This window comes from Streptomyces cinnabarinus (assembly GCF_027270315.1).
Lineage (GTDB): Bacteria > Actinomycetota > Actinomycetes > Streptomycetales > Streptomycetaceae > Streptomyces > Streptomyces cinnabarinus.
In genome coordinates this window covers 1,423,388-1,436,062 of the sequence record NZ_CP114413.1, presented here as the reverse complement: position 1 = coordinate 1,436,062, position 12,675 = coordinate 1,423,388, and the positions used below count along the sequence as shown (strand labels likewise).

The 12,675-nt window shown below is 73.2% G+C and carries 10 protein-coding genes; 6 read left to right on the top strand and 4 right to left on the bottom strand.

What is annotated here, in order from left to right; translation table 11 throughout:
* The first annotated feature begins 266 nt into the window (after positions 1-266).
* From STRCI_RS06135 to STRCI_RS06120, 4 genes are all read left to right on the top strand, one after another.
* Positions 267-1,853, top strand: a complete 1,587-nt coding sequence (locus STRCI_RS06135; RefSeq protein WP_418953454.1) for an RICIN domain-containing protein — start codon at positions 267-269, stop codon at positions 1,851-1,853.
* Positions 1,854-2,067: 214 nt separating this feature from the next.
* Positions 2,068-4,536: a beta-glucosidase family protein gene (locus tag STRCI_RS06130; protein WP_269657818.1), complete on the top strand. Its 2,469-nt coding sequence runs from the start codon at positions 2,068-2,070 to the stop codon at positions 4,534-4,536.
* The gene (locus tag STRCI_RS06125; RefSeq protein ID WP_269657817.1) at positions 4,533-6,083 is read left to right on the top strand and encodes a carboxylesterase/lipase family protein; all 1,551 of its coding nucleotides are present in this window, start codon (positions 4,533-4,535) and stop codon (positions 6,081-6,083) included. Before STRCI_RS06130 ends, STRCI_RS06125 begins: the two co-directional genes overlap by 4 nt.
* 75 nt (positions 6,084-6,158) lie before the next feature.
* Complete coding sequence (locus tag STRCI_RS06120) at positions 6,159-6,821, top strand: DedA family protein (RefSeq protein WP_269657816.1); 663 nt, start codon at positions 6,159-6,161, stop codon at positions 6,819-6,821.
* Between the two features lie 3 nt (positions 6,822-6,824).
* Here the strand turns inward: STRCI_RS06120 and STRCI_RS06115 are convergent, their stop codons facing one another.
* The gene (locus STRCI_RS06115; RefSeq protein WP_269657815.1) at positions 6,825-7,358 is read right to left on the bottom strand and encodes a gamma carbonic anhydrase family protein; all 534 of its coding nucleotides are present in this window, start codon (positions 7,356-7,358) and stop codon (positions 6,825-6,827) included.
* 140 nt (positions 7,359-7,498) lie between these two features.
* Between STRCI_RS06115 and STRCI_RS06110 the strand changes: the two genes are divergently transcribed.
* Positions 7,499-8,794: a diacylglycerol/lipid kinase family protein gene (locus STRCI_RS06110; RefSeq protein ID WP_269657814.1), complete on the top strand. Its 1,296-nt coding sequence runs from the start codon at positions 7,499-7,501 to the stop codon at positions 8,792-8,794.
* 9 nt (positions 8,795-8,803) lie between these two features.
* On the opposite strand, the gene STRCI_RS06105 is transcribed toward STRCI_RS06110, so the two are convergent.
* The 3 genes from STRCI_RS06105 to STRCI_RS06095 form a co-directional block, all read right to left on the bottom strand.
* Positions 8,804-10,552, bottom strand: a complete 1,749-nt coding sequence (locus STRCI_RS06105) for a SulP family inorganic anion transporter (RefSeq protein WP_269657813.1) — start codon at positions 10,550-10,552, stop codon at positions 8,804-8,806.
* A 150-nt stretch (positions 10,553-10,702) separates the two neighbouring features.
* Positions 10,703-11,152: an RDD family protein gene (locus tag STRCI_RS06100; RefSeq protein ID WP_269657812.1), complete on the bottom strand. Its 450-nt coding sequence runs from the start codon at positions 11,150-11,152 to the stop codon at positions 10,703-10,705.
* The gene (locus STRCI_RS06095; protein ID WP_269657811.1) at positions 11,149-11,787 is read right to left on the bottom strand and encodes a hypothetical protein; all 639 of its coding nucleotides are present in this window, start codon (positions 11,785-11,787) and stop codon (positions 11,149-11,151) included. Before STRCI_RS06095 ends, STRCI_RS06100 begins: the two co-directional genes overlap by 4 nt.
* Before the next feature lie 116 nt (positions 11,788-11,903).
* Between STRCI_RS06095 and STRCI_RS06090 the strand changes: the two genes are divergently transcribed.
* Positions 11,904-12,668, top strand: coding sequence for an acyltransferase (locus tag STRCI_RS06090; RefSeq protein ID WP_269657810.1), 765 nt, complete (start codon positions 11,904-11,906; stop codon positions 12,666-12,668).
* Positions 12,669-12,675 lie beyond the last annotated feature (7 nt).

The following is a 12,675-nucleotide window of genomic DNA, read 5'->3' as shown; positions in this document are numbered from 1 at the left end:
GTAACTATTCTGAATTCCTTGGGCCTTGAACTGTGGCCGGTCGAACTCCTTGTTACCTGTGAGTCGGTTGTGCGAAAGTGAGCGCCCCCTGACGGCCATTCCGACTGTCGTCCAGCGGCTTGGAAGGAATCGGTTCAGTGCCATCCGCCAACCCCCCACGCCCCCCGTACCCGCCCACGACCGGAGTGCGCCCCGCTGACTCCGATCGCGATCTCGTCGCCCGGATCGGACCGCCCGGCACCGCCGCCGACGGCGTCCCGCTGCTGATGGCACGGCACTGGCGGGCCGCCCACGAGTACGCCGTGATCTGCCTGGCCACGACGGGAAGCCCCGCCACGATGGTGACCGCGGCCGCCTTTCACCGGGTGCTCGGCAAACCGTCGGGCGGCGCACTGCGCCCGCAACTCCTCATGGCCGTACGGGACACGGTCAAGGAGTGGGCGGCGGACGAAAGGACTTCCGCCGTACTTCCGGAACTCCGCAAAACGACCGGTGCCCGTGGGCTGCGCGCGGCGAGATCGGTGACGCCGGAAAGGCGACGGCTCGCCGAGTACGCGTTCCAGGCCCTTCCGGGGGCTTCCCAATGCCTGTTGTGGCATACCGAGGTCGAGGCGGAGCCGATAACCGTACCGGCCGGTCTGTCGGGCGTCGACACCATGACCGCGCGGGCCGCACTGGACCAGGCGCGCGAACAATTCCGCGCCGCCTGTGTCCGCGCCCACCATGAACTCGCCCCCACCCGGGAATGCCGCTACTACAACCGCCTCCTCGATGTCCCGATCCGCCGGGGCGGCGCCCTTCTCCCCGATGTCCAGCGGCACTTGACGGAGTGCCGCTACTGCCGGCACGCGGCGGAACAGCTCAGCCATTTCGAAGGTGGCCTGGAGGAACTGCTCGCCGAGACGGTCCTCGGCTGGGGCGCCCGGCGCTATCTGGACTCACGCCCCGGTCGCGCCCCGGAACACCCCAGGCGGCCCGCCCTTTCCCGGGGCGGACGCCACCGGCCCGCCCAGCGGCGGCCGTTGGTCCTGCCCCGCGGCCGGAAGAGGGCCGTCGTCGGGGTCGGCCTGACCAGCCTCGCCCTGCTCGCCACCGTGCTGGTGAACCGCGGCTGGTCCGATGACAACGGTGTCCCCGACCCGCACGCCACCTGGGGCGCCCCCAGTGCCGTCACCGCTGCCGCGACGCCCGGCCCCGCCTCGGCCGCCGCGGAGGGCGGTACCGGCGAAGTCGGCCGGGGCCGGCTCCGCAACCTCGGCACCGGGCTCTGCCTCGACCTCCAGGGCGGAGTGCCCCGGGCCGGTGCGGCGACCGTGCTCGCGGGGTGCTCGGCCGCCGGGTCGCAGCAGTGGTCGTACCGGGACGACGGTCTGCTCCGCAGCGGCGCCGACCCCGGGCTCTGCCTGGAGACCCACACCGACGACGGGCTCGTCGTGCTCGCCGACTGCCTGGTCCTCCCCCACAGCCTCAAGGGCGTGGGAGGTGCCCCCACCGGCGAGGTGCGCTACGACCTCACCGTCCACGGTGAACTCCTGCTCCGCGGCGGCGAGGACGTGGCCGTGGCGCCCGGCGACGACGACCGGGCCGTGACCGTCGTCGAGCGGGACGGATCCGCGCGCCAGCACTGGCATCTCGGCGGCGAGGCGAGCGCCGAGCCGAGAACCGAGGCCGAGTCGGAGAAGGCGCCCGAGCCGAAGAAGCGACAGGAAGCGTACGAGACACGCGTCGCCCAGGTCGGCGAGCGTGCAGAACCTGAACCCGCCGAGCGGAAGGAGCCGGTGACACGGGCTGCGGCCGACGCGCTGGACACCGTCTCCGCGGTCGCCGAACCGCTCGACTCGCTGCTCTCCTAGTGCGCAGGGCCACCCCGGTCGGGGTGGCCCACTTTGCTCATGTCATTGACACGAGTCACCTCCGGTCCTACTTTTCCGACGCGCCGGTGGCGTTGCTCACGGGGTGTCAAGTCCGATGGGCGCATAGTGCGTTCAGAGGGCGAACACAGACCGGGCGCCGTCGCGCATGCGGTTCACATCGTCGTGCCCGCACACCGAAGGAGTGACGGCTGTCATGACCGACACTGTTTCCCGGCGATCCGCCCTGCGGCTGACCGGCGGCGCCATCGCCGTCGCCGCGGCGGCGACCGGCGGACCGACCCCACCGGCCCGGGCTCACGCCCAGAGTGCTCCCGACCCGAGCGCCGGCCGACGCGTCGAAGGTCTCCTCGCCGACCTCACCCTCGACGAGAAGATCTCCCTCCTGCACGGTGCCACCGACCCTGCCCCGCTCGGCCAGGCGGGCTACGTCCCCGGAGTGCCGCGCCTCGGCATCCCGCCCCTCAGACTGGCCGACGGCCCGGCCGGCGTCCGCGTCACCGCACACGCCACCGCCCTGCCCGCCCCCGTCCTGCTGGCCTCCGCCTTCGACCCGGAACTGGCCCGCCGCTACGGCCGCGTGATCGGCCACGAGGGCCGCGCCCTCGGCCAGGACGTCCTGCTCTCCCCGATGGTCAACCTCATCCGCACCCCCTACGCCGGGCGCAACTTCGAGACCTTCAGCGAGGATCCGCTGCTCGCCGCCGATCTGGTGGCCGCCGAGATCGAGGGCATCCAGGAGGAGGGCCTGGTCGCCACCGTCAAGCACTACGCCCTCAACAACCAGGAACAGGACCGCGACACCGTCGACGTGCGCGCCGACGAACAGACCCTGCACGAGGTCGAGCTGCGCGGCTTCGAGGCCGCCGTCGACGCAGGGACCGGCGCGGTCATGGGCGCCTACAACAAGGTCAACGGCACCTACGCGTGCGAGAACAAGACCCTGCTCACCGACGTCCTGCGCGAACAGTGGGGCTTCCAGGGCCTGGTGATGACCGACTGGTTCGCCGCCCACAGCACCGGCAGGGCCCTCACCGCGGGCCTGGACCTGGAGATGCCGAACGGCACCCACTTCGGCGCCGCGCTCAATCGGGCGGTGCGCGACGGCAGCGTGTCCGAGCGGTACGTCGACCGGGCCGTACGCCGGATCCTCGCCGTGCTGGACCGCTTCGGTCTCCTCGACGGCAGCGCGCCGCCACGGCCCGTACGCGACGCCCGGGCCGGCGCGGCCGTCGCCCTGGAGGTGGCCAAGGCGGGCGCCACCCTGCTGCGCAACGAGCGCGCCACGCTGCCCCTGACCCACGGCTCCGTCGCCGTGATCGGCCAGACCGGCGCGCTGCCCTTCGTCAGCGGCGGCGGCAGCGCCCATGTCGTGCCCGACCGGGCCGACAGCCCCCTCGACGCCATCCGGGCCCGCGGCGGCGAAGTGACCTACGCCCTCGGCGAGGACATCTTCGGCAAGCCCGTCCCCGCCTCGGCGTTCAGTCCCGCCCTCGACGGCGAGGACCTGCGCGTGGCGGCCGGGCGGACCTGGTCCTACGACGGCACCCTCACCCTTCCCGAGGACGACGAGTGGACCTTCGTCCTGCACTACTCGGGCGCGCCGACGATCCGCCCGAAGGTGTCCGTCGACGGCAAGGAGCTCTTCCCGCTGGTGCCGGGCTGGGGCGAGTACTTCATGGGCGGCTATGTCACCACGGCGCCCGACGGGCTCTCCGTGCGCCGCAAGGCGCTCCAACTGACCAAGGGCGCCCACACCTTGAAGATCACCGCGGCGGGCGGGGACACCGGCCAGGAGTTCCGGCTGCGCCGTATCACCAGCGCGACCCGGGCCGAGGACGTCGCCGAGGCCGTCCGCGTCGCGCGCGCCGCCCGCCAGGTGGTGCTCTTCGCCTACGAGGACGCCACCGAGGGCCAGGACCGTGCCACGATCGCCCTGCCCGGTCGCCAGGCCGCGCTGGTCGAGGCCGTGACCGCGGTGAACGCCCGTACGACCGTCGTCCTCAACACCTCCTCCGCCACCTCGATGCCCTGGCTGCACCGCACCGGCGCCGTGCTCCAGATGTACTACCCGGGCCAGGAGGGCGCGGCCGCCACCGCCGCCGTGCTGTTCGGCGACAGCGACCCCGGCGGCCGGCTCACCCAGACCTTCCCCGTGGACGACGACCACCACCCGGTCGCCGGGGACCCGCGCCGCTACCCCGGTGTGGACGGCACCGAGGTCTACTCGGAGGGCATCCACGCCGGACACCGCTGGTACGACGCCGAGGACGAGCGCCCGCTGTTCCCCTTCGGGCACGGGCTGTCGTACACCTCCTTCGCCTATCAGGAGATCTCGGCGCACTGGCACCGCGGCGGGCTCGATGTGCGGTTCACCGTCCGCAACACCGGCCGACGGGCCGGGATCGCGGTGCCACAGGTGTACGTGGGCCGCTCTCCGGATCTGGAACTTGACCAGGCGGTACGGGTGCTGGGCGGCTACCGGCGGCTCGCGCTCGACGCGGGGGAGCGGCGCCGGGTCACCGTGCGGATCGCGGTGCGCACCTTGTCGTCGTGGGACGCGAAACGGCACAGCTGGGTGCTGGGCACCGGGCCGCGCACCGTCTGGGTGGGGGCGTCCGCGGGTGATCTGCGGGCACGGACGAACGTGGAGGTGACGCGGTGATACGGAAGACCGTGACAGCCCTGGTGGCCCTCGCCGCCGCGATGACGCTGCCGGTTCCGGCGCAGGCTTCCTCGGCTCCGGTGGTCCGCACCGAGGCGGGCCTGATACGCGGCGAAGTCACCCCGGAGGGACGGCAGTTCCTCGGCGTCCCGTACGCCGAACCGCCGGTCGGCGGGCTCCGCTGGAAGGAGCCGCGGCCGGTCCGGGCCTGGCAAGGGGCGCGTGACGCGGGGGACTTCGGCAACAAGTGTGTGCAGGCGGTGAGTTGGGACCCCGGGTACGAGCGGCCCAGCCACACCGAGGACTGCCTGGACCTCAATGTGTACGTGCCCCACGGCTCCGCCCGGCGCGCGGTCCTCGTCTGGTTCCACGGCGGCGGCCTCACCGCGGGCGCCGGGCAGGACATCGTCCCCGACACCTTCGCCCGAACGACCGGCACCGTCGTCGTCACCGTCAACTACCGCCTCGGCGCGCTGGGTTTCCTCGCCACCGCTGGACTCGACGACGAGGCTACGGACGGCGTCTCCGGCAACTTCGGCCTCCTCGACCAGCAGGCCGCGCTGCGCTGGGTGCGGGCCAACATCGGCCGCTTCGGGGGCGACCCGGGCCGCGTCACCATCGCGGGCGAGTCCGCGGGCGGCCGCTCGGTCTGCACCCAGCTCGCCTCACCCACCGCCGAGGGACTCTTCCGCGCGGGCATCGTCCAGAGCGGCGCCTACGACGACTGCGCCGCCCGGACCCACGACACGGCGGTCGCGCAGGGCGCCGCCTTCGCCGAGCGGCTCGGCTGTCCGAGCGTGGCGTGTCTGCGCGGCAGGACCTCCGCCGAGATCCTGGCCGCCCAGGGCGGCTTCGACTGGGCGCCGGTGACCGGCGGCGCCTTCCTGCCCGAGCAGCCCACGGCCGCCTTCGGCTCCGGCGCCGCGGCCGGGGTGCCGGTGCTGAACGGCGCCAACCTGGACGAAGGGCGGCTGTTCGCCTTCGCCCGGTTCGACGGGGCGGGCGGCCCGCTCACGGCCGGGCAATACCCGGAGGTCATGCGGGCGGCCTTCGGCGACGAGGTCCTCGCCCGCTACCCCCTCACCGCCCATCCCACCCCCACGATCGCGTTCGGCACCGCCCTCGGCGACCTGCTGTTCGCCTGCCCCGCGCTCCGGCTGGACGGCACCCTCGCCGGACGCGGCCCGGTGTACACGTACGAGTTCGCCGACCGCACCTCCCCGCCCTTCGCCTCCCTGCGCGACCTCGGCACCGACTTCGACTTCGGCGCGACCCATGTGAACGAGGTGCAGTACCTCTTCAAGCACTTCGGCCTGACCAGCCCGCTGAACGCCGAGCAGCAGGCGCTCTCGCGGCAGCTGGTCCGGTACTGGGGCTCCTTCGTGCGCACCGGAGTGCCGCGCGCCGACGGACAGCCCGGCATGCCGGGCGGCGGCCCGGAGCGTGTGCTCTCGCTGCGGACCGCGTCCGCGGGCGGCATCGCCGTCAGCACGACCGTGCACCGGGACCACCAGTGCGACCTCTGGGACGCCGGGGTGTCACGGTGAGCAGGTAGGCTGCCCCGGCGCGCGCTCGCGGACGAGCGCGCGCCGGGAACGGCCCGGCTCAGGAGAGGAACGGCGTTGCACGTCCAGGAATGGCTCGAAACGGTGCCCCCGCTCGCCATCTATCTGCTGGTGGGCCTCGTCATCGGACTGGAGAGCCTGGGCATTCCGCTGCCCGGCGAGATCATCCTGGTCTCCTCGGCGCTGCTCGCCTCGCAGCACGGCGACATCGACCCCGTGATCCTCGGTGCCTGCGCCACCGCGGGCGCCATCATCGGCGACTCGATCGGCTACGCCATCGGCCGCAAGGGAGGCCGCCCACTGCTGGCCTGGCTGGGCGGCAAGTTCCCCAGGCACTTCAGCGAGGCGCACATCGCCACCGCCGAGCGCTCCTTCCAGAAGTGGGGCATGTGGGCGGTCTTCTTCGGCCGCTTCGTCGCCCTCCTCCGCATCTTCGCGGGACCCCTCGCGGGCGTCCTGCGGATGCCGTACTGGAAGTTCCTCACCGCCAACGTCCTCGGCGGCATCCTGTGGGCGGGCGGTACGACGGCGGTCATCTACTACGTCGGTGTCGTGGCCGAGTCCTGGCTGAAGCGCTTCTCGTGGCTGGGCCTGGTCGCGGCGGTGCTGATCGGCCTGACCTCGTTCCTGGTCGTCAAGCGCAAGGCGGGCAAGGCGGCCGGGGAGAGGACGGCGGAGAAGTCCGCGGCCGAGCCGGAGGCCGTCCCGGTCGCGGACTGAGCGTCATGGCGTCTCGTACAGTCCGCCGTGCGCCTTCGCGAGGTCGGCGTACAAGGTGCCGTTGAGGGTGACGCCCTGGCGCTCCTCCTCCGACAGTTCCCGCCTGATCTTCGCCGGGACGCCCGCGACGAGGGAGCCCGGCGGCACCTGCATCCCCTGCGGTACGAGCGCCTGCGCGGCCACCAGGGAGCCCGCCCCGATCACCGCGCCGTTGAGGACGGTCGCTCCCATGCCGATCAGGCAGTCGTCCTCGACGGTCGCCCCGTGCACCACCGCGTTGTGGCCGACCGACACCCGCTCGCCGATCGTCACGGGAAAGCCCGGGTCGGCGTGGAGGGTGCAGTTGTCCTGGATGTTGCTCCGGGCGCCGACGGAGATCCGCTCGACATCGCCGCGGACCACCGCGCCGTACCAGACGCTCGCGCCCGCCCGAAGCGTCACGTCCCCGATCACCGACGCGGTGGGCGCCACGAAGGCCTCCCCGTCGATCTGCGGCTCCCTGCCGCCGATGCCCGTGATCAACGCCTTGTGCGCCATTGCCGTCCCACCGTCTCTTCCGCCGTCGGTACACCGGCACCGTAGGCGATGCGCGGCGGACCGAGGCGGTCGGGGCCGCTCGGCGCACATCGCCTGCCGCGGGTGAGGCGGTCCGCGCGGCCGGGCGGGAGGGTGCCTACATGGCATCCACGACGAGACAGCAGCACTGGCTGGCCCGCGTGTCGCTGGCGGCTGCCGTGGCGTCGGTGTGCGTCCTGGCCGCTTTCGCCGGGCTGCGGACCCTCCCCCTGGTGGGCGTCGGACTCGCCGGTACGGCGCTCACCGTCGCGGCCGTCTGGTGGGCGCTGACCCGTCGGCGCCTGTCGCGTGCGCTGGCCGTCCTGCTGGCCGTCGCCGCGCCGGTGTGGGTTCTGGTGGCGTACACCAGCGCCGGTCTCGCCTGGGTCGTCGCCCTGTCCGGGGCGCTGTGGGCGCTCGCGGTGGGCTCGGGGCGGCGGGCCCTCGCCCGTGCCGATGCGCCGGTCGGCATGGTGGAGCGGGCGGCGCCGCGGGTCCACCGCCCCGTCCTGATCATGAACCCGCGCTCGGGCGGCGGAAAGGTGGACCGGTTCGGGCTGCGGGAGAAGGCCGAGGCACTGGGCGCCGAGGTGATCCTCCTGGAGGGCCCGGGCCGGATGGATGTGGCCGAGCTGGCCCGCGGGGCCGCGGCGGACGGCGCCGACCTGCTCGGCGTCGCGGGCGGGGACGGCACCCAGGCCCTGGTCGCCGAGGTCGCCGCCGCGCTCGACCTGCCCTTCCTGGTCATCCCGGCCGGGACCCGCAACCACTTCGCCCTCGACCTGGGTCTCGACCGGGACGATCCGGCGCTGGCCCTGGACGCGTTGCGCGACGGTGTGGAGCTGAGCGTCGACCTCGGCCGGGCCGGCGGGCGCACGTTCGTCAACAACGTGTCGTTCGGCGCGTATGCCGAGGTGGTGCAGAGCCCCGCCTACCGGGACGGCAAGACCCGCACCACCCTGGACCTGCTGCCGGACCTGCTGGTGCGGCACGGGGGCGCCCGGCTGACCGCCCGTGCCGGGGACACGGTCCTCAGCACCCCGCAGGCCCTGCTGATCAGCAACAACCCCTACGGGACCGGCGATATCGCGGGGCTGGGGCGGCGGGCGCGCCTGGACGGCGGGGAGCTGGGCGCCGTGGGCGTGACGGTGGCCAACGCCGCACAGGCCGCCGGGCTGCTGCGGGGCGATCGGGCGACGGGGCTCACCAGGGTGACGGCGACGGAGGTGGTCGTCGACGCCGACCGGCCCACCATCCCGGCCGGAGTCGACGGCGAGGCGTTGACGCTGAGCGTGCCCGTCCGCTGCGTGGTGGAGCCGGGCGCGCTGCGGGTGCTCGTGCCGCGCCGGCGCCCGGGGACCCGTCCGGCCCGGCCCCCGCTCGACTGGCGCGGGCTCGCCCGGCTCGCCCTCCACTGACGCGCGGGCCTACGGGTCCTGCGGGTCCCGCGGGCTGTCGGTGTCCCGCGTCCACTGGGCGCCGGTCTGCGCGCGGTACGCGGCGACCGCGGCCTCCAGCGTCGGGAAGAAGTGGGCCGGGTCGATGGTGCGGGTCAGCCCGTACCGCTCGATCTTGCGCCGCACCGGGTCCTTGAGCTCGGCGAAGACGAGGCTGATGCCGTGCGCGTTGAGGGCCTCGTCCAGTTCCTCCAGCTCGTCCGCCGCGGTGGTGTCCACGTCGGTGATCGGCTCGGCCGCGATCAGCACCCAGCGGAGCGGCGGCTCGGTGCGGGTCAGCCGCATGAGCTCGTTGCGGAAGGACTTGGCGTTGGCGAAGAACAGCGGCCCGTCGAAGCGGTGGATCACCAGGCCGGGCAGCCGTTCGGCCTCGGGGTAGGACCGCACGTCGTGGAAGCCGGGCACGTCCGGCACCCGGCCCAGCACCGTGTTGTACGGCCACCACGCCCGGCGGAAGACGTTGAGGATCGACAGTCCGACGGCGACCGCGATCCCCGGCAGCACCCCGAGCAGCGCCACCCCGAGGAACGCCGCGATCGACAGCAGGAACTCCGCCCGGCGCTGCTTCCACAGCCGCGCCGTACCGCTGAGGTCGGCCAGTGACAGCGAGGCCGTGATGACCACCGCGGCGAGTGCGGGCTGCGGCAGATTGCGGAACAGGCCCGGCAGCAGGACCAGCATCAGGATGATCAGGCCCGCGCCGATCACCCCGGTGAGCTGGCTCCTGGCGCCCGCGCGCTCGGCCACCGCGGTCCGCGACCCGCTGGTGCTGACCGGGAACCCCTGGAACAGGCCCGCTGCTGCGTTGGCCGCGCCGATCGCCGTCATCTCCTCGTTGCCGCGCACCTTCTGGCCGGTGCGGGAGGCGAACGCGGTCGCGTTGGAGATCGTGTCGGCGAGGGACACCAGGGCGATGCCCAGCGCCCCCGCGGCCAGCGGCGCGAGGTCGTCCACCCGGACCTCGGGGAAGGTCAGTGGCGGGAATCCCCGGGGAAGCTCACCGACCAGGCTCACCCCGCGCCCGCCGAGATCGAAGACCGAGGTCGCGGCGATCGACAGGACCACCATCACCAGGACCGCGGGCACCTTGGGCAGCCAGCGCTGGAGGACCAGGATCAGCACGATCCCCGCAGAGCCCACCGCCACCGCGGACGGTACCGTCTCGCCGTCGGCCAGCCCCCGCACGAAGGCGGCCGCCTCGTCGATGAGACCGTCCGCGTCCGTGCTGAAGCCGAACAGCTTGGGCAACTGGCCGATCAGGATGGTCAGCGCCAGGCCGTTCATGTAGCCGATCATGGTGGGCTTGGAGATGAGGTCGGCGATGAAACCCAGTCGGCACACCCCGGCCAGGATCGTGATGACGCCGACCATCAGCGAGAGCATCGAGGCGAGCGCCACCGCCCGCCCGCTGTCCCCTCCGGAGGCCATCAGCGGCACCAGGCTCGCCGCGATCATCGGGCCGAGCGAGGAGTCCGGGCCGAGGACCAGGATCCGCGACGGGCCGAAGACGGCGTATGCCAGCAGACAGAGCACGGACGTGTACAGGCCGGTGATCGCGGGCAGTCCCGCCAGCTCCGCGTAGGCCATGCCCTGCGGGACCAGCAGCATGGTGAGGACCACGCCCGCGACGACGTCCTTGGCGAGCCAGTCGCGCCGGTAGGCCAGGAGCGTGCGCAGGCCCGGCGGGAGGTAGCGGCCCTTCCGGTCGTCACCTGGCATCGCGGTCCTCCGCGGGGGTACGGCGTCTGCGGGACGGAGACCGGTCGTCGGCGTCCGTTCTTCGTTTCCCAGTCCTACCCCGCACGGGGCGCCCCGGCGTCACCTGGTACGGGTGATGCCCGGGAGCGGACGGCCGTCGGTGATCGTACGTCAGAACCGGTGGTGGCGGACCGAGCTGGCGACGACGAGGTCCTGGAGCGAGGCACGGCGCCGGCTGAACGGGACCCAGAACAGGCCCACGGGCAGTGCCAGGCAGAGCACGGCCCGCAGCAGGGCGCGCGGGATGCCGAGCGGCTGCCCCGCGCGTCCGGTGACCCGCAGGCCCAGCAGGCGGCAACCGAGGGTGGCACCGGTCCAGGTCCAGCTCACGACGAGATAGAGCACGGCGAGGAGCCAGCCCAGGGCCCCGGTCGTCCAGAGGGAGAGATCGGGCATCCGCAGCGGCGGACCTTCCACGAGCAGGCGCAGACCGGCGAAGACGAGCTGGGCGGTGAGGCCGATGCCCGCCACCGCCAACGCGTCGATCAGCGCCGCGAGGCACCGTGACACCAGGCCGCCGGCCTCGCCCTCCCGGGCCCGCTCCCGTACCTCCTGCGTCATGGCGCCGGCCCGGGCCCGGTGGCTCGCTCCGGTGCCGCGCCGGGGCGGTGCAGCAGACGGTCGGCCACCCGGTTCACCATCCGGTCGGCCCGCACGCTCTGGAGCCGGAGCGCGTCGACCGTCTCCTCGGCAAGACCGCCGCTCGTCTCCTTCACGATCCGGCCCACATCGATCTCCTCCAGCACGGCTCGGGCGAGGGCTACCAGGTCGACCCGGTCGATCACGGCGTCGAGGTCGAGGCGGGCGGCGATCCGGTCGATGTCGACGCGGGCCACGATCCCGTCGATGTCGACCCGCGCCACGATCTGTTCGGCGTCCACCCGCTCGGCCAGCCGGTTCACATCGACCCGGTCCGTCACCCGGCCCACGTCCACCCTGGCCGCCACCCGGTCCACATCCAGCCGGTCGGCGATCAGGTCGACGTCGACACGATCGACGACGCGCATCACGTCGATGCGGTCGGCGACCCGGTTCACGTCGATCCGCTCGGCGACGTCGTCCAGGTCGAGGCGGTCGAGGACGGCGGCCGTCACCGTGCGGATCACCCGGTCCGTGACGAACTCGGCGGTGCCCAGCGTGAGGCCCACCACGCGTCCGGCGACGTGGAACGGGTTCACGATGCCGTGCCAGCTCATCCCACCACCGCATCACGGCTCCGGCGCCGTTTCCTCACCCGTCACGGGTGAGCGTGGGGCGAAGATCACAACCCCACGACGCCATCAGGGCGCCGCACGCTCAGTACCGTGACTCCGTGCCGAAGAGCAAGAACACGTTCTCATCCTGGCGTCACCGAGTGGCGCAGCGCGCCGTCCACGCGGGCTGGGCCTGGGTGCAGCGCACCGGTTCGGTGACCGCCGAACGCCCGGGCCGCTTCGACTTCGGCTCGATCGGCGAAGCCACCCGCCTGGCCTTCCCGCTCGGCACGGTCTTCGGCGAGCCCTGGATCCATCTGGGCTCGCACTGCATCGTCGGCGAGCAGGTCACCCTGACCGCGGGCCTGATGCCCGACCTCGACCTCGGCCCCGACCCGATCCTGAGCATCGGCGACGGCGTGGTCCTCGGCCGCGGCAGCCATGTCATCGCCGACACCACGGTCACCATCGGCAGCGACTGCTACTTCGGCCCGTACGTCTACGTCACCTCCACGAACCACTCCTACGACGATCCGCACGAGCCCATCGGCAAGCAGTGGCCGCGGATGGAGCCGGTGGCGATCGGCCCGGGGTGCTGGATCGGCACCGGCGCGGTGATCCTGCCGGGCGCGCGGATCGGCCGGAACGTGGTGGTCGCGGCCGGTGCGGTGGTCCGGGGCGTGGTGCCGGACCACGCCGTCGTGGCGGGGGCGCCCGCCCGGGTCGTACGGCGCTGGACGCCCGCCGAGGGCTGGCAGCCGCCGCTCAGGACGCCCGCGCCGGTGCCGATACCGGACGGGGTGACCTCGGAGCAGCTCGCGGCACTGGCGGAGCTGGACGAGGAGTCGGTGGCGCGGCTGGCGCAACTGGACGCCGAGGCCTGAGCCGGGG